The organism is Paucibacter sp. M5-1, from assembly GCF_027498415.2.
GTDB lineage: Bacteria > Pseudomonadota > Gammaproteobacteria > Burkholderiales > Burkholderiaceae_C > Roseateles_E.
Map to the genome: position 1 here is coordinate 1,998,979 of NZ_JAPZLM020000001.1, position 21,562 is coordinate 2,020,540.

Annotated in this window: 14 protein-coding genes; 5 read left to right on the forward strand and 9 right to left on the reverse strand. The window is 68.7% G+C overall.

Going from position 1 to position 21,562, the window contains the following annotated elements:
• The first annotated feature begins 509 nt into the window (after positions 1-509).
• The 3 genes from rsgA to O5M90_RS09305 all read left to right on the forward strand — a co-directional run bounded on the left by rsgA (position 510) and on the right by O5M90_RS09305 (position 5,642).
• Positions 510-1,595, forward strand: a complete 1,086-nt coding sequence (rsgA, locus tag O5M90_RS09295) for a ribosome small subunit-dependent GTPase A (RefSeq protein ID WP_269838784.1) — start codon at positions 510-512, stop codon at positions 1,593-1,595.
• A 69-nt stretch (positions 1,596-1,664) separates the two neighbouring features.
• Positions 1,665-3,254, forward strand: a complete 1,590-nt coding sequence (locus tag O5M90_RS09300) for a serine hydrolase domain-containing protein (RefSeq protein ID WP_269838783.1) — start codon at positions 1,665-1,667, stop codon at positions 3,252-3,254.
• Positions 3,255-3,350: 96 nt separating this feature from the next.
• A complete protein-coding gene (locus O5M90_RS09305) occupies positions 3,351-5,642 on the forward strand; it encodes a TonB-dependent receptor plug domain-containing protein (protein WP_269838782.1) in 2,292 nt (763 codons plus the stop codon).
• 12 nt (positions 5,643-5,654) lie between these two features.
• On the opposite strand, the gene O5M90_RS09310 is transcribed toward O5M90_RS09305, so the two are convergent.
• The 8 genes from O5M90_RS09310 to O5M90_RS09345 form a co-directional block, all read right to left on the reverse strand.
• Positions 5,655-6,602, reverse strand: a complete 948-nt coding sequence (locus O5M90_RS09310) for an AraC family transcriptional regulator (protein ID WP_269838781.1) — start codon at positions 6,600-6,602, stop codon at positions 5,655-5,657.
• Positions 6,602-8,518 carry a S9 family peptidase gene (locus O5M90_RS09315; protein ID WP_269838780.1) on the reverse strand — a complete coding sequence of 639 codons (1,917 nt, stop codon included), beginning with the start codon at positions 8,516-8,518 and terminating at the stop codon, positions 6,602-6,604. The genes O5M90_RS09310 and O5M90_RS09315 overlap by 1 nt, the downstream gene beginning before the upstream one ends.
• Positions 8,519-8,670: 152 nt before the next feature.
• Positions 8,671-9,843: a BMP family ABC transporter substrate-binding protein gene (locus tag O5M90_RS09320; RefSeq protein ID WP_269838779.1), complete on the reverse strand. Its 1,173-nt coding sequence runs from the start codon at positions 9,841-9,843 to the stop codon at positions 8,671-8,673.
• Positions 9,844-9,871: 28 nt separating this feature from the next.
• Complete coding sequence (locus O5M90_RS09325) at positions 9,872-10,792, reverse strand: ABC transporter permease (protein WP_262969874.1); 921 nt, start codon at positions 10,790-10,792, stop codon at positions 9,872-9,874.
• Between the two features lie 2 nt (positions 10,793-10,794).
• Positions 10,795-11,856 (reverse strand): ABC transporter permease, encoded by a 1,062-nt coding sequence (locus O5M90_RS09330; protein WP_137940956.1) that lies wholly within the window; start codon positions 11,854-11,856, stop codon positions 10,795-10,797.
• Complete coding sequence (locus O5M90_RS09335) at positions 11,843-13,360, reverse strand: ABC transporter ATP-binding protein (protein WP_269838778.1); 1,518 nt, start codon at positions 13,358-13,360, stop codon at positions 11,843-11,845. Before O5M90_RS09335 ends, O5M90_RS09330 begins: the two co-directional genes overlap by 14 nt.
• Positions 13,357-14,673 carry a guanine deaminase gene (gene guaD / locus O5M90_RS09340; RefSeq protein ID WP_269838777.1) on the reverse strand — a complete coding sequence of 439 codons (1,317 nt, stop codon included), beginning with the start codon at positions 14,671-14,673 and terminating at the stop codon, positions 13,357-13,359. The genes O5M90_RS09335 and guaD overlap by 4 nt, the downstream gene beginning before the upstream one ends.
• A gap of 15 nt (positions 14,674-14,688) precedes the next feature.
• A complete protein-coding gene (locus O5M90_RS09345; protein ID WP_269838776.1) occupies positions 14,689-15,669 on the reverse strand; it encodes a LysR family transcriptional regulator in 981 nt (326 codons plus the stop codon).
• An 89-nt stretch (positions 15,670-15,758) separates the two neighbouring features.
• On the opposite strand from O5M90_RS09345, the gene xdhA reads away from it, so the two are divergent.
• Together xdhA and xdhB are read left to right on the forward strand one after the other, a co-directional pair.
• The gene (gene xdhA / locus O5M90_RS09350) at positions 15,759-17,315 is read left to right on the forward strand and encodes a xanthine dehydrogenase small subunit (RefSeq protein WP_269838775.1); all 1,557 of its coding nucleotides are present in this window, start codon (positions 15,759-15,761) and stop codon (positions 17,313-17,315) included.
• On the forward strand, positions 17,312-19,639 hold the full coding sequence (gene xdhB, locus O5M90_RS09355; protein ID WP_269838774.1) for a xanthine dehydrogenase molybdopterin binding subunit: 2,328 nt from the start codon (positions 17,312-17,314) through the stop codon (positions 19,637-19,639). Before xdhA ends, xdhB begins: the two co-directional genes overlap by 4 nt.
• Here the strand turns inward: xdhB and O5M90_RS09360 are convergent.
• The gene (locus tag O5M90_RS09360) at positions 19,636-21,516 is read right to left on the reverse strand and encodes a M48 family metallopeptidase (RefSeq protein ID WP_269838773.1); all 1,881 of its coding nucleotides are present in this window, start codon (positions 21,514-21,516) and stop codon (positions 19,636-19,638) included. The two genes, xdhB and O5M90_RS09360, sit on opposite strands and share 4 nt — an antisense overlap.
• Positions 21,517-21,562: the final 46 nt, after the last annotated feature.

A 21,562-nucleotide genomic window follows, 5' to 3' on the forward strand; every position in this document is an offset into this window, starting at 1 on the left:
GTGTAAAGAACTGCGGACCAAGACTGGATCGCCATTCCCTTGCTTCTCGTCAAATCACCGTCACAAAGCGCGTGCACAATGCAAAGCACTGAGACAAACAAAACCGGCTGCAGATTGGGCAGAGTTCTGGAACCCGTCACCAACGTCTGATCAGTAACACCGTCTTGCCACATCGGTGGCATGTCCGGAAGCCACGAGGGCCACACCGCAAGGTGGTGGCCCTTTGCTTATGGGGCTGTGGCGACAGACCCACGCCGATGCTTGACGCTGCCCGTCCGAGCGCCGCACACTGCGCTCCTTCATCCACCCACACAGGAGTCCGCTATGGCTGCACATGATCTTGCCCTGCCACTGTCGGCCGACATCCTGCTGGGTCTGGGCTGCGCGAACGCCTGAGTTTGCGAGCGCCCCGCCGCTGGTGAGCGGCCGACAACACGACGACCTTCCCGCCCGATGCTGCATGCATCGGCCCGGGTTTCCTTCGTTCGCCTGTTTGTCATTCCATCACCATGCTCACCACCACCGTTATCGAGGCCCTGCGTCCGCTGGGCCTGAACCTGTCCCTGCTTCCTCAAGTCGCCCAGCTTGACTGGCGCCAGGACGCCACGCTGTGGCGCATCACCGAAGTCCAGCGCGACCAGCTGGGCCTGCAATCCGATCAGGGCGCCTGCCGCGCCCGCGCACTGCCGGCGCTGCAACAGGCTCTGTTCGCCGACTCGCGCCAGCTGGCCGTCGGCGACTGGGTGCTGGCACGCCGCAACGCGCTGGGCGAGACCTGGGTGCACGAGTTGCTGCCGCCGCTCAACAGCCTGAGCCGCCGCGACCCGAACGGCCAGCGCCAGGCCCTGGTCAGCAATGTCGACACCGCGCTGCTGGTCATGGGGCTGGACCATGACTTCAACCTGGCCCGGCTGGACCGCTATCTGGTGCTGGTGCGCGGCTCGGGCGTGCCGGCCCTCGTCGTGCTCAGCAAGGCCGATCTGTGCCGCGATGTGGCGGCCCGGGTGGCCGAGCTGCGCGAGCATCTGGCGCTGAGCCGCAATGCGGTGATGGAGGTGCTGGCCGTGGATGGCACGCAGGCCGACACGCGCGCGCAACTGGCACCCTGGCTGGGCCTGGGCCAGACCCTGGTGCTGCTGGGCTCCAGCGGTGCCGGCAAGTCGACCCTGACCAACACGCTGTGCGAGGCGGCGCTGCAGGACACCGGTGGCGTGCGCCAGGACGACAGCCGCGGCCGCCACACGACCACGGTGCGTAGCCTGCACCGCACGGCCGATGGCGCCTGCATCATCGACACGCCAGGCCTGCGCGGCCTGCAGCTCGATGCCAGCGCGGCCGAGCTGGATCAGGCCTTCGACGATGTGCTCGGCCTGGCCCGCCACTGTCGCTTTCGCAACTGCACGCATGGCGACGAGCCCGGCTGCGCGGTGCGTGCCGCGCTGCCGCCGGCGCGGCTGAAGAGCTATCAGAAGCTGCAGCGCGAGGCCGGCCGCGACAGCATGGGGCCGCTGGAACGGCGCGCCCGGCTCAGTGAGTGGAAGGCGCGCGGGCGGGCGGCGCATGCGCACATACGCTCGAAGCGAGGTGAGGGATGAGCGGTGCGGCGCTCGCACGGCGCTGCCCGAACCGCATGCGACACTGGCTCGACACAGGAGATGCCCGCGATGAAGACCGATCTGCACAGCAAAGTCGATGCCCTGTTTGCCGACCTGGCCGGTCGTGCGGTGCCAGGTCTTGCCGTTGGCGTGCTGCGCGAGGGCGAGGTGCTGCTGAACCAGGGCTACGGCCTGGCCAGCCTGAGCCAGCTCACGCCGATCCGCGCCGACACGCGCTTTCGCATCGCCTCGGTGTCCAAGCAGTTCACCGTGGCTGCGGCCCTGCTGCTGGAGCGGCGCGGCCTGCTGAGCCAGGACGACGATGTGCGCAGCCATGTCCCCGAGCTGGCGGCCCTGCCCGAGCGCGTGACGATAGGCCATCTGATGCGCAACACCAGCGGCCTGCCGGATGTGCTGGAGCTGCTGCGCCTGGGCGGCGTCAATCTGGACCAGCGGGTCGACCGGGCCGGCCTGCTGGCCGCGATGGCGCGCAACAGCCATCTGAATTTCGCGCCCGGCAGCCGCTTTCTCTATTGCAATAGCGGCTTCGCGCTGCTGGGCCTGATTGTCGAGCGGGTCTCGGGCCAGAGTCTGGATGCCTTGCTGCAGGCCGAGTTCTTCGGCCCGCTGGGCATGGGCTCGACCGCGATGCTGGTCGAGAGCGATGTGCCGCTGCCGGGCCTGGCCTCGCCCTATCTGCCGGATGGTCAAGGCGGCTGGCGGCGCGCCCAGCACGGCTTCGAGCATGGCGGCGAAGGCGGCCTGGTCTCCAGCGTGCCGGACCTGCTGCTGTGGGCCGCCCATCTGCTGCAGCCGACGCCGGGCGTGGCCGATCTGGCCGAGGCGCTGGGCGCGCGGGTGCCGCTGAACCAGGGCGCGGACTCGCCCTATGCCCATGGCCTGGAACACAGCCGCCTGGACGAATTCGCGGCGCTGGGCCATGGCGGCCTGTGGCCCGGCTACCGCACCGAGTTCCTGCTGCTGCCCGAGGCCAACTTGGCCGTGGTCGTGATCAGCAATGACGGCGCGCTCAACCCCTACAAGATCGCCCGCGACATCGCCCGGCTGGTGCTGGGCCGGCCGGCGCCGGTGCCCCGCCCGGATGCCGCAGCGGCCCTGCTCGGCACATGGCTGAACGCCGAGCAGGGCCAGCTCTTCGAGCTGAGCCTGCAGGGCGGGCGGCTGATGGCCCAGCAATGGGGGGCCAGCTTCGAGCTGCAGCCCGAGGCCGAGGGCCGCTGGCTGCCGCTGCGCGGCGCCTATGAGTTCGAGCTGCTGGGGCTGCAGCAGGACGGTGGCCTGCGGCTGGGCATGGGCGCCGGCCGCAGCGTCGACTGCCGGCGCGTCACGAGCCGGGTGGCGCTGCCGGCCGGGCTGGCCGGCGACTACTGGTGCGAGGACATCGCGACGCGGTGGCGCATCGAGGCCCATGAACAGGGTCTGCGCGTCTGGGTCGAGGGGCCGCTGCTGAAGGCGCAGCAGGCCTGGACCCTGCACGGCCTGGATGATCGGCTGTTCGAGCTGCGCGGCGCCGGCTACTGGGCGCCCACCCATCTGCTCTTGCGGGCCGAGTACGGCCATGATCACGCCGTCAGCGACTTGATCGTGGACAGCGCCCGCATCAAGGGTTTGCGCTTCAAAAGACACACAGCTCTGTAAAGAAACTTAAACCCGGCAGCGGCACGGCGAGAGCCCGCTACGGACATGAGATGCTTCGCCCGCCATCCTCCAGCTTCGAGGCCCGCGCTCGTCTCCATGCCGTCCAGCCCATTCCGTCGTCCGCCATTCCGCCCCCTGGTCCTGAGCCTTGCGCTGAGCCTGCTGCCCTGGGCCGCCCAGGCCCAGAGCACGCCCGACAGCGCCCCGGCTGCCAAGCCGCCGTCGCCCGCCCCGCAGCGGCGACCTGCCCCACAACGCCCGCCGACCGCCAGCCCCGAGCAGCTCGACCGGGTGCAGATCCAGGGCGGCCCCAGCGACACGGTGCAGCGCCGCGCCTCCACCGCCTCCAAGATCATCATCGGCCGCGAGGAGCTGGACCGCTTCGGTGATCCCAGCGTCGCCGACACACTCAAGCGCCTGCCCGGCGTCACCCTCGGCGGCCGTCCCGGGCGCGGCGGCGGCGTGCGCATGCGCGGCATGGGCGGCGGCTACACGCAGATCCTGGTCAACGGCGAGCGCATGCCACCGAGCTTCTCGCTGGAGGAGCTGCCGCCGGACCAGATCGAGCGCATCGAGGTGATGCGCGCGCCGACCGCCGAGTACGGCGCCCGCGCGGTGGCCGGCACGATCAATATCGTGCTGCGCGAGGCCTTGCAGAAAAAGCTCAACGATGTGGCGCTGGCGCTGGCCGGCGAGCGCGGCGTCGTCAGCCCGCAATTCTCCTGGACCCGCAACGACAAGCTCGACGATGAGGGCAGCGCCTACAGCCTCTCGGTCAATGCCGGCGAGAGCAAGCGGCGCGACGATGCCGACAGCCTGGCCACGACCCGCCGCCTCTCGGACGGCCTGATCCTCAACGAGCAGCGCAACACCGGCCAGAGCGAGGATGATCGCCGCCGCGTCAATCTGAACGCCCGCATCCAGTGGCGGCTCGCCGGTGGCGACACACTGACCCTGATGCCGATGCTGGCGGCCGCCAAGGGCACCAGCAGCAGCCTGCGCCGGCAGGACGCCAGCAACGGGATGCTGCACTACGACACCGCGCAGACCCGCAATGACAGCGACTTCAGCCTGCTGCGCCTGAATAGCACGCTGAATCGGCGGCTCGGCGAGGACACGCGGCTGGAGCTGCGCGGCGCCATCGGCCGCGCCGATATGGACAGCGAGAGCCTGCGCCGCGAATGGCTCAAGAACGAGCAGCTGCCCGACCAGCTGGAGGCCAGTCGCAACCGCGACCGCTCCTGGAACCTGGGCGCCAAGCTCTCGCACCTGATGGCCGAGGAGCACAGCCTGGTGGCCGGCCTGGAGGCCGAGGGCAACCGCCGCAGCCAGACCCGGCGCAGCCTGATGGACGGCATGCGGGTGATGGCGCTGGAGGAGTTCGGCGACGAGTTCGAGGCCTCCAGCCTGCGCCTGGCCGCCTATGCGCAGGACGAGTGGAAGCACAACGCCAACTGGTCGGCCTATGCCGGCCTGCGCTGGGAGGGCATACGCACCGAAAGCGATGCGCGCAACTACAACGTCAAGAACGACTCTTCGGTCTGGACCCCGCTGCTGCATGCGGTCTGGAAGCCCGACGAGAAGAGCCGCGACCAGGTCCGCATGAGCCTGACGCGCAGCTACCGCAGCCCCAACACCCAGGACCTGATCGCCCGCCCGGTGATCAATGCCCAGTTCCCCGGCGGCGCCAACGAACCCAACTATGCGGACCGGGTCGGCAACCCCGATCTGAAGCCCGAGATGGCCACCGGCATCGACCTGGCGCTGGAGCGCTATCTGAGCAAGGGCGGGGTGCTCAGCGTCAGCGTCTTCGCGCGCCGCATCAAGGATCTGATACGCACGACCACCACGCTGGAGAGCGTGTCCTGGTCCACCGAGCCGCGCTGGGTGGCGCGGCCCAGCAATATCGGCAAGGCCGTCACGCGCGGCATCGAGCTGGAGGCCAAGTTCCGGCTCGACGAGTTCATCGAAGACGCCCTGCCCGTCTCGCTGCGCAGCAATATCAGCTTCTTCCGCTCCAAGGTCGACGGCATCCCCGGCCCCAACAACACGCTGGACCAGCAGCCCCGCTACACCGCCAATCTGGGCGCCGACTACCGGCTGCGCAGCCTGCCGCTGACTCTGGGTGCCAGCGTCAACTGGGTGCCGGCCACGACCATCCAGCAGACCCTGATCCAGTCCAGCAGCGTGCCGCGCCGCCAGGTCATCGACGCCTTCGCGCTGTGGAACATCAACCGCAGCACCGCGTTGCGCCTGTCCGGCGGCAATCTGGCGCCGCTGGACTATGACACCGGCAGCGTGATCACGACGGCCGACAAGTCCATCACGAGCGAGAACTACGGCCGCACGTTTATGAACTGGCAGCTGCGGCTGGAGATCAAGCTCTAGCCCCGGGCAGACTCAGAGCTTGACCACCGGAATGCAGATCTCGCAACTGAAGCGGCCGGTCGCCGGGTCGTAGCTGTTCTCGTCGGCATAGTGCTCGAAGCAGGGCCGGCCGTCGCAGCGCAGGCCGGAGCTGGGCAGCCACTCGCGGAACAGCGCGGACCAGGCCGCGCCGATCTCGGCGCCGCTGCCCTCGAAGCGCGCCACCGCATAGCGCCCGCCGGGCAGCTCGGTGATGCTGGCCTCGCCGCTGGCCTGGTAGTCGGGCGGCACGGCCACGGCCGCGTCGTAGCGGCAGCGATCGGCCGGCGTGACGCTGGGGTCGTCATGGCTGATGCCATAGCTGGGCCGGCCGAACAGGCCCTCGGCCTGCATCCAGGGCGCGACTTTCTCGCCCCAGAACTGGGTGACGGCCGGGCCGTAGGCGCCGATATAGCGCAGATAGGCGATGCGCTGCGGCGCCAGGGTCTTGATCTCGACTTGCATGCTGTGTGACTCGATGAAGTTGCAGGAGTCGCCATCTTCGGAGCCGACGCTCCGCCCGTCCTGATCGAGCTTGCGGAGTTGCGCCAGCTGCTCGCGCTGGGCCTGCAGATAGCGGCCCCAGCGCTCGGTCGACCCGGCGCGCCAGGCCGTGGGCGTGCAGCCGAAATGCAGCTTGAAGGCGCGCGCGAAAGCCTCGCCCGAGCCGAAACCGACACGCAGCGCCACCTGCAGCACCGAGGCTTCCGGCATCAGGGTCAGGCCTTGCGCGGCCGCCTCCAGGCGCCGCCGCTGCAGATAGGCGCCCAGGGTCTCGCCCATCCAGGCCGCGAACAGGCGGTGGAAATGGAAGGGCGAGAAATGCGCCAGCGCGGCCAGCGCCTCCAGGTCCAGCGGGCTGTCCAGGTGCGCATCGATATGGTCCAGCACCCGGTTCATGCGCCGCGCGTACTGGCGCCGGCTGGTGTCGGGCGCGGTCATCAGCCCTTCAGGTGCTTGTCGAGAAACTCGACGATGCGCCGGAAGGCCTCGGCCTCGTTCTTCTTCTTCGCAAAGCCATGGCCCTCGTCGTCGAACACCAGGTAGTCGACCGGCACGCCGTTCTTCTTGACCGCCTCGACGATCTCGTCGCTCTCCGGCTTGATGACGCGCGGATCGTTGGCGCCCTGCACCACCAGCAGCGGCACGCGGATGTTCTTGGCGTGGAACAGCGGCGAGGTGGCGATCAGGAAGTCCTTGTCCTTGACCGGATCACCGACCTCCTGATAGAGCGCCTGGCGGAAGCTCTCCCAGTAAGGCGGGATCGATTCCAGGGTGCGCAGCCAGTTGGAGACGCCGAAGATGTCCACGCCCACCTTGAAGGCCTCGGGCCGGAAGGCCAGCGCCGCCAGGGTCATATAGCCGCCGTAGGAGCCGCCCATGATGGCGATGCGCTCGGGGTCGATCAAGCCGGTGCTGGCGAGCCAGGTCTTGGCCTCGATGCAGTCCCACAGCGGCTCGCGGCCATGCTTGCCGTCATCGGCGGTGAAGAAGCTCTTGCCATAACCCGAGCTGCCGCGGTTGTTGATGCCCAGCACGGCATAGCCCTGGTTGGCCAGGTATTGCGACAGCACCGAGTAGCCGCGCGTGGTCTGGCCGCCGGGGCCGCCGTGCACCAGCACCACGGCCGGCACCTTGTGCTTGGCCGAGGCGCCCTTGGGCTCGTAATAGACCGAGGGGATCACCAGGCCGTCGAAGGACTTGAAGCGCACGATGCGGGCCTCGACCAGATCGTTCGGGTCGATCGCCTTGGACAGGCTTTGCGTCAGCTGGCGGACCTGCTTGCTGCCGAGGTCATAGACGAAGAGATTGCTGGGCGCGCGGTCGCCGTTGACATAGAAAGCCAGTTGCTTGCCGCTGCGCGAGAAGCGCGGGCCGCGGATCTGGCCCTCGGGCAGCTTGGGCAGGGCCAGCGGTTTGCCGTCCGGCCCACTAAGCCGCACCTGCACGCTGGCATCGGCATTGATGCCGGTGACGCGGTAGCGCCCGTCGCGCGAGTACTCGCTGAACAGGATGTCCCAGTCCGCCTTCTCGAACTCGCTCCTGGCGCCGCTGGCCAACTCATACGCCACCAGGCGGCTGAACTCGCTGCCCTCGTTGGACAGCAGCAGCAGACGCTTGGAGTCCGGCGTGAAGCTGGCCGCCTCGAAGGAGGCGACGCCCTGGTGCGGCGTGATGTGCGTCGTCTGCTGGGTCTGGGTGTCGTAGAGATAGACGTCCGAATCGGCCGTCGTGTTGGTCTTGACCAGCGCGATCCAGCGGCCGTCACGACTGATCTCGCTGACGCTCAGGCCCTGCTCGTTCTTGTAGACCAGGCTGCGGGCATAGGTCTTGGTGTCGAAGCGGTAGAGGTCGTGAAAGCGCGCATCGCGCTCATTGGTCGCGACATAGAAGGCGCTGTCGTCATGGGCCCAGCCGGCGAAGATGGCCTTGAGCTTGTCGCCGGGGGTCAGGTCTTTCTCGCTGCCGTCGAGCTCGCGCACATAGAGATGGTTCTGCTCATTGCCGCCCTGGTCGCGGGTGAACAGCACGCGGTCGTCGGCCGGGAAGTAGCTGACCGCGTAATTGCTGTCGGTGGTCGAGCGGGTCAGCGCCTGCGGCTCGCCGCCGGCCACCGCCATGCTGTAGACATTGACGATGCCCGAGGCATTGCTGGAGAACAGGATGCGTTTTTCATCGGCCGAGAACGAGGCGCCGCTGATGCGGGTCGTCGCCATGAACTGCTCGATGCTGTAGCGCTTGACGGCCTTGCCGTGCTCGGCCGCAGGCTTCGGAGTCGCCGGGGCCGCCAGCGCCGAGGCGCCGGCCAGCATCAGGCAGCCGGCCAGCAGTGCGGCCTTGTGGATACGGATGTTCAATCGTCTCTCCTTGTCACTGATCCCCGCTGCATGCAGCCGGTAAGACGCGGACTATAGAGAGACCGGCCCCGCGGCCGCACAGGGTTTCTGACGGACTGCGGATTCGCGGGGCCGACCTGCCCCCCGCACAAAGCGCGGGGGGCAGTGTTGGCTTACTTGCCGCTGGGCACCTTGCCCTCGACGCCCTTGATATAGAAGTTCACGCCCGACAGAAATTTGTCGTCGGCGACCTCGCCGTCCTTCAGCACCGGCTTGCCGTCCTGGCCGGTGATCGGGCCCTTCCAGATCGAGAAGGAGCCGTCCTTCAGGCCGGCACGTATCGTGTCGATCTGGGCCTTGACCTCGGCCGGCACGACCTCATTGATCGAGACCATGTCGATCGCGCCTTCCTTGACGCCCCACCAGGCATGCTTGCCGGCGCCGGCCGTCCACTTGCCGTCCAGCGCCTCGCGCACCGAGGCGATGTAGTAAGGCGCCCAGTTGATGATGGCCGAGCCCAGGTGGGCCTTGGGGCCATAGGCCGTCATGTCCGAATCCCAGCCGAAGGCGTACTTGCCGTTCTTCTCGGCGGTCTGCAGCACGGCCGACGAGTCGGTGTTCTGCATCAGCACATCGGCGCCGCCGTTGATCAGGCTTTGCGCGGCCTCGGTTTCCTTGGGCGGGTTGAACCACTCGTTGACCCAGACCACCTTGACCTTGATCTTCGGATTGGTGCTCTGCGCGCCCAGCGTGAAGCTGTTGATATTGCGGATCACCTCGGGGATGGGGATGGAGCCGACCACACCCAGCGTGTTGCTCTTGGTCATCTTGCCGGCGATCACGCCGGCCATATAGGCGCCCTCATAGGTGCGCGAGTCGTAGCTGCGCAGGTTCTCGGCCTGCTTGTAGCCGGTGGCATGCTCGAACTTGACGTCCTTGGCATCGGGCGCGACCTTCATCATCGGCTCCATATAGCCGAAGGTGGTGCCGAAGATCAGCTTGTTGCCCTGGCCCACCATATCGCGGAAGACCCGCTCGGCATCGGCCGACTCGGGCACCTTCTCGACATAGCTGGTGACGATCTTGTCGCCGAATTCCTTCTCGACCGCCTTGCGGCCGTTGTCATGCGCAAAGGTCCAGCCGCCATCGCCGACCGGGCCGACATAGGCGAAGGCGATCTTCAGCGGCTCCGGCTTGGGCGCAGCGGCGGCCGAGGCCGGCTCGGATGCGGCAGCCGGCGCGGCCGCCTCCTCCTTCTTGCCGCAGCCCACCAGGGCGGCGGTGGCAGCCAGCGAGGACCAGCCGGCCAGTTTCAACAGCTCGCGCTTGCTCTTCTTGATGCTCATTGCACTCTCCACAGTTGCATTGTTTCGGTCAGGAACCCGGGAAAAACGGCTTGCCCAGCGAGGCCGGCATATTGGCACGGATGAAGCTCGCGTTGCTGGAGATCAGCACCAGCACCGCGATGGTGGACAGATAGGGCAGCATCGACAGGAACTGGCTGGCGATCTGCACGCCCTGGCCCTGCAGATGGAACTGCAGCATCGTGACAAAGCCGAACAGATAAGCCCCTAGCAAGACGCGCGCCGGGCGCCAGGTCGCGAAGGTCGTCAGCGCCAGCGCGATCCAGCCCTTGCCGGCCATCATGCCTTCGACCCACAGCGGGGTGTAGATCACCGAGACATAGGCGCCGGCCAGCCCGCACAGCGCGCCGCCGCTCATCACCGCAGCCAGCCGGATGCGCCGCACCGGATAACCCAGCGCATGGGCCGACTCGGGCGACTCGCCGACCGCGCGCAGCACCAGGCCCGCGCGCGAGCGGTAGAGAAACCAGGCCAGCAATACCGTCAACGCGATCGCCAGATAGACGACGGGATGCTGGCGGAACAGCGCCGGGCCCAGCAGCGGGATATCGCCGAGCCAGGGCAGCGCAAAGCGCGGCCGCTCCAGCAGTTTCTCCTGCACATAGCCGATGCCGACAAAGGCCGAGAAACCGCTGCCGAACAGGCTCAGCGCCAGGCCGGCCGCGTACTGGTTGGTGTTGAGCCAGATCACCAGCACGCCGAAGGCCCCGGCCATCAGCGCCCCCGCCCCCATGCCGGCGGCGAAGGCCAGCACATCGCTGCCGGTATGGACCGCGGTGGCGAAGCCGGCGATGGCCGCCACCAGCATCATGCCCTCGGCACCGAGGTTGACGATGCCGGCCCGCTCATTGATCAAGAGGCCCAGCGCGGCGATGGCCAGCAAGGTGCCGGCATTCATCGCCGCAGCGACCAGCAGTGCGTAGCTTTCCATCGTCAGGCCTTCAGACGCCAGCGCAGGCGGTAGTGGATCAAGGTGTCGCAGGCCAGCAAGGTGAACAGCAGCAGACCCTGGAACACGCCGGTGATCGATTTGGGCAGGCCCATGCGCGACTGCGCGAGCTCGCCACCGATATAGAACATGCTCATCAGAATGCCCGAGAACACGATGCCCACCGGATGCAGGCGGCCGACAAAGGCCACGATGATGGCGGCGAAGCCGTAGCCGGCCGGCACATAGGGCGTCAGCTGGCCCAGCGGCCCGGCCGCCTCCAGCGCCCCGGCCAGCCCGGCCATGCCGCCCGACAGCAGCAGGGCCGTCCACAGCGCGCGGCGCGAGGAGAAGCCGGCATAGCGCGCGGCCGCCGGCGCCAGCCCGCCGACCTGCAGCGCAAAACCGGCATAGCTGCGGAACAGGAACAGCCAGAAGGCCAGCACCGCGCCCAGCGCGATCAGCACGCCGATATGGATGCGCAGCCCGTCGATGAGGCGCGGGATCTTGGTCGACGCCAGAAAGCTGATGGTCTGCGGGAAGTTATAGCCCTGCGGGTCCTTCCAGGGGCCGTAGACCAGATAACCCAGCAGCAGATCGGCCACATAGACCAGCATCAGGCTGACCAGGATCTCGCTGGCATTGAAACGGTCGCGCAAGAGCGCGGTGATGCCGGCCCAGGCCATGCCGCCGGCCATGCCGGCCAAGAGGATCAGCAGGACGATGCCGCGGCCGGTGTCGGGTGTTGCCTGCATCGCGACCCAACCGCCGGCCAGCGCGCCGACGATGAACTGACCCTCGGCGCCGATATTCCAGACGTTCGACCGGAAGCACACCGCCAGGCCCAGCGCGATCAGGATCAGCGGCGTGGCCTTGATGCCCAGCTCGCTCCAGGCATAGGCGCTCTTGACCGGCTCCCAGAAGAACATCTGCAAGCCGCGCAGCGGGTCCTTGCCCAGCAGCACGAACAGCCCGAGGCCCAGCACCACGGTGATGGCCAGCGCCAGCAGCGGCGAGGCCACCGACATCCACTTCGACGGCTGCGGCCGGCTCTCAAGCTTGAGCATGGCCACCCTCCGTCGTCCACAAGCCGCTCATCCACTCTCCAATCTTCTCCACCGTGGCCTCGGCCACCGGCACGGCCGGCGACAAACGCCCCTTGGCCATCACGAGCAGCCGGTCGCTGATCTCGAACAGCTCGTCCAGTTCCTCGCTGACCACCAGCAGCGCACAGCCGGCATCGCGCAGCTTCAGGAGCTCGCCACGGATCTGCGCCGCCGCCCCGACGTCCACGCCCCAGGTCGGCTGCGCAACGATCAGCACGCGGGGCCTGGCCGCGATCTCGCGCCCGACCAGGAACTTCTGCAGATTGCCGCCCGACAGGCTTTTGGCCGCCGCGTCCGGGCCGCCGGCGCGGACGTTAAAGCGCGCGATCAGCTCGGCCGCCATCTGCCGCACCTGGCCCTGCGCGATCCAGCCGCCGACCTTGACCGCCTCGGTGCGTGTCAGCAAGGTGTTTTGCGCCAGCGACAGGGTCGGCACCGCGCCGCGGCCCAGCCGCTCCTCGGGCACGAAGTGCAGACCCAGCTTGCGGCGCTGGCGCGCGCTGGCGCGGGCGATATCCTGGCCAAACAGCCGCAGCGAGCCCGGCGCGGCGCGCGGATCCTCGCCCGACAGCGCCGCCATCAGCTCCTGCTGGCCATTGCCCGAGACGCCGGCAATGCCGACGATCTCGCCGGCGTGCAGTTGCAGCGCCAGGTCTTCCAGGCTGGTGCCGAAGGGCGAGGCCTTGGCCAGGCTCAGGCCCTTGAGCTCCAGCGCCAGCTCGCCGACCGGCCGTGCCTGATGGTTGAGCCTGGGCGGCTCGGCGCCAATCATCAGGCGCGAGAGCTGGTCATTGCTCTGCGTGCGCGGGTCCACCTCGCCGGTGACCTTGCCCGCCCGCAGCACCGTGCAGTGATGGCATAGCGCGCGGATCTCGTCGAGCTTGTGGCTGATGTAGAGGATGGAGCAGCCCTTGTCGGCCAGCTGGCGCAGCGTGACGAACAAGGTGGCCACCGCCTGCGGCGTCAGCACCGAGGTCGGCTCGTCGAGGATCAGCAATTGGGGATTCGTCAGCAAGGCCCGCACGATCTCGACGCGCTGGCGCTCACCCACCGACAGGCTGTGCACCGGCCGCGCCGGATCGACCGCCAGCCCGTAGGTGGCGGCGACCTGCTCGATGCGGGCCGTCACCTCGGCCAGCGACTGGGCCTTGTCCAGGCCCAGCCAGACGTTCTCGGCCGCAGTCAGCGTGTCGAACAGCGAGAAGTGCTGGTAGACCATGCTGATGCCCAGGGCCCGCGCCTGGGCCGGGCTCCTGATCGTCAGCGCCTGGCCGTTCCAGCGGATCTGACCCTCGTCGGGCTGGACCGCGCCGTAGATGATCTTCATCAGCGTGGACTTGCCGGCCCCGTTCTCTCCCAGCACCGCATGAATCTGGCCGGGTGCGACGGCCAGGCCGACGCCGTCATTGGCCTTGACGGCCGGGTATTGCTTGCTGATGCCCGTGAGTTCGAGGCGCAGGGTCATGGCGCGATGTCGTCGCTGCGTTGGTAACGGGGTCGGCCGGCCACATAGCTGGCCACCAAATTGCGTTCGTCCGACAAGCTCATCCAGGCGAACACCCGCTCGTGCAAGCCCTGGACCCGCTCGTCGCGCGCCCGGGCCACCGGTCCGCAGGCCCAGTCCCAGACACAAAGGTCGGCCAGTGTACCGAGACCGAAGTGGCCGATCTCCTGCTGCAAACCCAGGCCCTCGGCGGCACCCAGGGTGGCCGCATGCAAGGCCGCCCACGCCGTCAGGCGCTGGCCGGCCATGGCCTGGACCTTGTAGCCGTCGAGCAGATTGCGCTGCATGCTCAGCGAGGTGCCACCGCCGACATCACTGGCCGTGCTGACCGCAAAACCAGCTTCGCGCGCCGCCACCCAGTCGAACAGCCCGCTGCCCAGGAACAGATTCGACGAGGGGCAAAAGGCCACCTGGGCGCCGCTCTCGGCCAGTACCCGGCGGTCGGCCGCGTCCAGCCAGATGCCATGGGCCAGTACCGCCTTCGGGTGCAGCAGGCCCTCGCGGGCATAGACATCCAGATAGCTGCGCGCATCGGGGAAGAGCTGAGCCACCCATTCGACCTCGCTGCGGTTCTCGGCCACATGGGTCTGCATATAGAGCGAGGCATCGGCGCGGCACAGCGCGCCGGCCATGGCCAGCTGCTCGGGCGTGCTGGTCGGCGCGAAGCGCACCGTCACTGCATAAGCGAGACGCTCGCGGCCATGAAAGCGATGGATCAGATCGATGCAGTCGCTCTCGGCGCCCGCTACATCGTCGCGCAGCGCCTCGGGCGCATGGCGGTCCATCAGCACCTTGCCGGTGATCAGGCGCATGCCGCGCTGCGCGGCCTCCTCGAACAGCGCCTCGGCCGAAACCTTGTGCACGGTCGGGAACACGACGGCCGAGGTCGTGCCATGGGCCAGCAGCGCATCGAGAAACCGCGCCGCACCACGCCGCGCCACGGCCGGGTCGGCATAGCGGCATTCGGCCGGGAAGGTGTAGGTGTTCAGCCAGTCCAGCAGCTCGGTGCCATAGGAGGCGATCACATCCAGCTGCGGGCAGTGCACATGGGTATCGATAAAGCCGGGCAGGATCAGCTTGCCTGCATGGTCCTGCCGGGTCCAGCTGGCGTCAGGCGCTTCGGGCTGGCAGCCGGCGATGCGGCCGTTCTCGATCAAGAGCCAGTGATCGGGTCGGTAGCGCACGGCCGGGCTGTCCAGCTCGGCCCAGCCGGGCAGCGCGGTGAAGTCCAGCAGATCGCCGCGCAGGGCCAGTTTTTCGGGTGTCGGATTCATGGATTCGTCATTGTCTCAGGCACGGACTTTCGCGGAGGCGGGCGCTTCGCTGACCAGGCCGCGCGCGACCTCGCGCACCTGCTCGCGCAGCCAGCGCAGCGCCGCGCTGCCGTGGCTGAGCTCGTGCCAGAGCTGGTAATAGGCCATCGCCGGGAAAACCACCGGGCATCGCACGATGCGCACCGGCAGCCGGTCCAGGTAACGGGAACAGAACAGCCGGCCGGTGGTCAGCACCAAGAGGCTGCGCGCCACCATCTCGGGCAGCTGACCGAAGTGCGCGCTGCGCACCGCGATCTGGCGGCTCAGGCCCTGGCTGGCCAGATGCTGGTCGATCACGCCCGGCTGGCCCGGGCTCAAGGGCATGGGCGCCAGATGCTGGCAGGCCAGGTAGCGCTCGATGGTCCAGCTGCGCGCCTTGGCCAGCGGGTGATCGGCCGCCATCAGGCAGACCACCTCGTCGCTGAGCAGGCGGCCCAGGTGCAGCTCCTCGGGCGGCTGCAGCCAGTTGCCTATCACCAGATCGACCTCGCCCCGGGCCAGGCTGGCGCGGTAGTCGTACTCGGCGGACAAGGGCTGCAGGTCCAGCTGCACACCCGGCGCGGCGCGCTGCAGCTGGGCCACCAGGGCCGGCAGAAAGAAGGGGTCCAGATAGTCGCTGGCAGCGATACGGTAGCGCAGCGTGGCAGTGGAGGGATCGAAGCCGCTGCCGCGGCCGGCCCGCTCACGGGCTCCGAACAGGGTATCCGCCTCGCGCAGCAGACGCTCGGCCGGCGCCAGCAGCTCCAGCGCAGCGGCGGTGGGCGTCATGCCGGCGCCGCTGCGCACCAGCAGCGCGTCGCCGGTGAGCTCGCGCAGCCGCCGCAGCTGGGCGCTGACGGCGGGTTGACTGCTGTTCAGGCGCATCGCGGCCCGGGAAACACTGCGCTCGGCAATCACGGTGTGCAGAACCCGCACGAGTTGAAGCTCGATCTTGTCGAAATCTCCGCGCCGCTTCATACGATATCCCTTATGCCAACCATGCCCTTGATCGTATATGCAAGCCGTGCAGAAGGATTAAGGTGCGAAATTGTCCACAAGAGCGCGCCATGAACAGCAGCAGCACCCATCGTCCGATCCGCTTCTTCCACCAGGGCGAGATCAAGAACGTCGCCGGCCTGGCCCCGACCACCACGGTGCTGCAGTACCTGCGCGAGCATGCCGCCGGCTGCAGCGGTACCAAGGAAGGCTGCGCCGAGGGCGATTGCGGCGCCTGCACGGTGCTGGTCGGCGAGCTGCAAAAGGACGGCAAGCTCGCGCTGCGCAATGTCAATGCATGCACCCAGTTCCTGCCCACGCTGGACGGACAGGCCCTGATCACGGTCGAGGACCTGGGCAGCGCGGCCGCGCCGAACCCGGTGCAGCAGGCCATGATCGACTGTCATGGCTCGCAATGCGGCTTCTGCACACCCGGCTTCGTGATCAGCCTGCAGGGCATCTACGAGCGCTTCCTTGAAAAAGGTGGCGAAGCCGGCACCCGGCCCAGCCGCCAGCAGCTGGCCGATGATCTGGCCGGCAATCTGTGCCGCTGCACCGGCTACCGGCCCATCCTGGACGCCGGCCAGCGCATGTTCGAGGCGCCGCCGCAGCGCCTGGACCTGGCGCCGGCGGCCCGGGCCCTGGCCGAGCTGCAGACCGACGCGCCGCTGCACTACGCCGCCCCCAACCCGGCCTTCGCCGGCCGCGAGGACCAGTTTCACGCGCCGCGCAGCCTGGCCGATTTCGCCGCGCTGCGCCAAGCCAAGCCCGAGGCCCGCGTGCTGGCCGGGGCCACCGATATCGGCCTGTGGGTCAACAAGCAGTTCCGCGATGTCGGTGAGCTGATCTATATCGGCGCCGTCGGCGAGCTGCGCGAGATCCGCCGCGAAGAATTTGGCGGAGCGCCCGGCCTCTGGATCGGCGCCGCCGCCTCGCTGGAACAAGCCTGGGCCGCGCTGACCGAGGCCGCCCCGCCGCTGCGCGAGCTGTGGCTGCGCTTCGCCTCACCGCCGGTGCGCCATGCCGGCACGCTGGGCGGCAATATCGCCAATGGCTCGCCGATCGGCGACGGCGCGCCGGCGCTGATCGCGCTGGGGGCCGACATCGTGCTGCGCAAGGGCACGGCACAGCGCCGCATGCCGCTGCAGGATTTCTATCTGGACTATATGAAGAACGCGCTGCTCAGCGGCGAGTTCGTCGAGGCCCTGCACCTGCCGCTGCCGGACCTGCAGCAAACCCGGCTGCGCGCCTACAAGATCTCCAAACGCTATGACAGCGATATCTCGGCCGTCTGTGCGGTGCTGAGCCTGAGGCTGGATGCGGCAGGCCTGGTCAGCGAGGCACGCTTCGTCTTCGGCGGCATGGCCGCCATCGTCAGGCGCGCCGCCGGCGCCGAGGCCGCCGTGTTGGGCCAGCCCTGGAGCGAGGCCACGATGGCCGCTGCAGCGCTCGCGCTGAGCCAGGACTTCAAGCCGATGAGCGATCTGCGCGCCAGCGCCGCCTACCGCATGAAGGTGGCGCAGAATCTGCTGAAACGCTTCTGGCTGGAAACGCGCGAGCAGGCCCCGCTGGCCGCCTCGGCAAGCAGCATCTGGCGCGCCATCAGCCTGGAAGGGAGTGCCGCATGAACAAGCCTCTCGATCTGCCCATCGCCACGGTCTTGCCCCAGGTAGGGGTCAGCCGCAGCCATGAATCGGCCCATCTGCATGTCAGCGGCGAGGCCACTTATGTCGACGACATCGCCGAGGCCCAGGGCACGCTGCATGCCGCGCTGGGCCTGTCGCCGCTGGCGCACGGCCGGCTGCTGGCCATCGACATCGCGCTGATCAAGCGCCAGCCCGGCGTCGTCGCGGTGCTGACCGCCGCCGACTTCCCCGGCGAGAACAACTGCGGCCCGCTGCTGCACGACGACCCCATCCTGGCCGCTGACACGCTCGCCTATCTGGGCCAGCCGGTGTTCGCGGTGATCGCCACCGATCGCGAGCTGGCACGCCGCGCCGCCGCGCTGGCCAAGACCGCGATCAAGGCCGAGCCGCTGCCGGCCCTGCTGACTGCCCGCGAAGCCCATGCCGCCGGCCAGTACGTGATCCCGCCGATGCACCTGACGCGCGGCGAGCCGGCCCAGGCGCTGGCGGCCGCGCCGCACCGGCTGGATGGCGAATGGGCCGTCGGCGGCCAGGAGCAGTTCTATCTGGAGGGCCAGATCTCCTATGCGCTGCCGCAGGAGGACCGGGGCCTGCTGGTGCACTGCTCGACCCAGCACCCGTCCGAGATGCAGCAACTGCTGGCCCACGCACTGGGCTGGAGCGCCCACCAGGTGCAGGTGCAATGCCGGCGCATGGGCGGCGGCTTCGGCGGCAAGGAATCGCAGTCGGCCCTGTTCGCCTGTGTCGCCGCTTTGGCCGCGACCCAGCTGAAGCGCCCGGTCAAGCTGCGGGTGGACCGGGACGACGACTTCATGATCACCGGCCGACGCCACGGTTTCGACTACCGCTGGCAGGTCGGTTATGACGATGACGGCCACATCCTCGCCGCCGAGATCGAGCTGATCTCGAACTGCGGCCACTCGGCCGATCTGTCGGCGCCGGTGATGGCCCGCGCGCTCTGCCATTTCGACAATGCCTATTGGCTGCCCCATGTCGCGATGCACGGTTATTGCGCGAAGACCAACACCCAAAGCAATACCGCCTTCCGCGGCTTTGGCGGCCCGCAGGGGGCACTGGCCATCGAGATGATTCTGGACTCGGTGGCGCGTCGCCTCGGGCTGGACCCGCTCTTGGTGCGCCAGCGCAATTTCTACCGTGATGGGCAAGACCTGACCCCTTACGGCCAGCGAGTCGAGGACAACATCATCCAGCCGCTGACCGACAGGCTGATCGCCACCAGCGACTACCACGCCCGCCGCGCCGAGATCACCGCCTTCAATGCGCAGAGCCCGGTGCTGAAGAAGGGCCTGGCGCTGACCCCGGTCAAGTTCGGCATCTCTTTCAACGTCGTGCATCTGAACCAGGCCGGCGCCCTGGTCCATGTCTATACCGACGGCTCGGTGCTGGTCAACCATGGCGGTACCGAGATGGGCCAAGGGCTCAACACCAAGGTGGCCCAGGTGGTGGCCCATGAGCTGGGCCTGAGCCTGGCGCGGGTACGCGCCAGCGCCACCGACACGCAGAAGATCGCCAACACCTCGGCCACCGCCGCCTCCACCGGCAGCGATCTGAACGGCAAGGCCGCCCAGGACGCCGCGCGCAAGATCAAGACCCGGCTGGCCGCGCTGGCCGCCAAGCTGCTGGACTGCGACGAGGCCGAGCTGCGCTTCGGCGGCGACCAGGTGCGTGCCGGCCATGGCCGCTGCATCGCCTTCACCGAGCTGGTGTCCAAGGCCTATCTGGAGCGGGTGCAGCTGTGGAGCGACGGCTTCTACACGACGCCCGGCCTGCACTGGGACCGGGCCAGGCTGCAGGGCAAGCCCTTCTACTACTACGCTTACGGCGCCGCGGTGTCCGAGGTGCTGGTGGACACCTTGACCGGCGAGAGCCGGGTCTTGCGCGCCGATGTGCTGCACGATGTCGGCCAGTCGCTGAACCCGGCGCTGGACATCGGCCAGGTCGAGGGCGCCTTCGTGCAGGGCATGGGCTGGCTGACCACCGAGGAACTCGTGTGGCATCCGCAGAGCGGCGCCCTGCTGACCCACGCGCCCAGCACCTACAAGATCCCGACCGCCAATGACATGCCGGCGGATTTCCGCGTCGCGCTGTTCGACGCACCGAACCGCGAGGACAGCATCCACCGCAGCAAGGCGGTCGGCGAGCCGCCGCTGCTGCTGCCCTTCTCGGTGCTGCTGGCGATCAAGGACGCGGTTGCGGCCTGCGGACCGGCACGCTGCGACCCGCTGCTGCGGGCGCCGGCCACGGCCGAGGCGGTGCTGGATGCGCTCGCCGGGACGGGGCTTTAGCCGCGCCTTTGCATCACAGCCAGCAGCTGCGAGACCTGCTCCCGCCGCCCCTTGTCCACATGCACGCCGATGACGAGGACCCGGAATCGCCCCGGCAGCGCCATCGCATCGTAGATCTGCTGGGCCAGCGCCTCGGCGGCGCTCTGGCCCAGCCCGGGCCGGCATTGCAGCCACAGAGTGTGGTGGGGCCGGGCCGGCTGGACCGGGATGTCCTGGCTGCCCAGCCAGGCGGCCTGCACATCGCGCTCGCGCAATAACTGACCCCGCAGCTCGCGCAGCACCGCCTCGTCCAGCTGCACCGGCAGCGGCCGCTCCCAGCAGGGCGTGTTGGCGAACTGTTCCCAGGACTGCCGCTCCTGCGCCTCGGCCAGGGCCAGCCGGTCGCGCCAGCGCTGGCGCAGGTCGAAGGGCTGGGGCCATCCCGCACCGGCACAGGCGTCCAGCCACTGGCGGGCCAGCGTGGCGGCACGCCAGGCCTGTTGCGGATGCTGCTGGTAGAGCTGATCCAGCCAGACGCCGACACGCTCGTCATTGCTGCCCAGCGACGCATGGTGTCGGCACAGTCGCAGCAGCACCTGCTCATGCTGCGGCGCCAGCAGCAGCGCGCGCTCCAGCACCGGGCTGGGGTCGCGCTCGCTCAGCGCCTCCATCGCCTCGGCCCAGCGCAGCAGCTCTTCGACGCTCAGCGCATCGCCGACCGTGCTGCGCGCCTGGAAGACCTTGATATCGGCATGCAGCGCGCGCAGGCGTTCGCCGTGGCGGCCCCAGTCCTGCCGCGCGGTCTGCCACCACTGCGCGTCGAGCGCCGCGCCGATGCGCTCGCGGGCCGAGCCCAGCAGGCTCAGCGCGCTGCGCGGCGAGAGCTCGCCGAGGCCGACCGACTGCCCCAACGCCGCCAGCCGGTCCTTCAGCACCGGATGGGTGTCGTCCGGATCGGCCACCTGGCGCAGCTCCTGGCGCAGCGCCTGTTGCGCGCGCTCGGGCTGGACCACATGCAGCAGGGCGTTGGCCATCTGTGCATGCGGTGCCGGCTGCTGGCTGCCGCTCAGACGCGCCAGCCGCCACCAGATGCGCCAGAAGTCCTCGGCATAGATACGGCTCTTGGCCGCCACCTCCTGCAGGGTCTGGCCGGCCAGCTCGGCGCCGAACAGGCGGGCCGACACGCGGTCGGCCTCGTACTCGTCCTGCCGCGCCAGCGCAAAGCTCAGCGCATTGAAGCGCGGGAAATACCAGCGCACGAAACTGGCCAGCGCCAGGCTGACGATAGAGTCCTGCTCGCTGTAGCGCTCGCTGAGCCCGGCCCAGGCGCGCCGGCTGCGGTAGATCCAGGCCGAGAGCTTGCCGTGCTCGCCGCGCAGATGGCCATACTCGTGCGCGACCACCGCATACAGGCGCTTGGGCTCCAGCGCCGCCAGCATCGGCCAGCCGAGGATCAGGTAGTTGCGGTGCGCCAGGCCCAGCCAGAGCGGCTGCTGGACGATGGCGGCATTGAAATCAGCGCTGACGATGACCGCATGCAGGGCCGGCCCCTTGACCTTGCTGCGGATCCGGTCGAGGCCGGCAAACAGCTCGGGCGCATCCTCGCGCTCGACGCGCTCGCCCTCGGGCTCGCTGAAAGGCACGCGCATGCCGGTCAGCGTGGCCCACAGCAGGCCCAGGCAGGCCAGCGCCGGCCAGATCATCCAGCCGCGCGCCTGGCCCTGCAGCGCCCGCAGCGCGATCCAGGCCAGGCCGGCCACGGCCAGCAAGGCCAGCACCAACACCGCCGCATAGCCCAGCACGGCAAACCAGAGCACGCGGCGCCGATAGGCCTCGGGCGCGTCCTGGCTGGCCTGCTCGTGGGTGCGCATCAGATGCACATAGTCCGAGTAATCCATGGCCTCGTCGTTCTCCCTCACTGATCGCGGCATTGTGCCGGCTGCA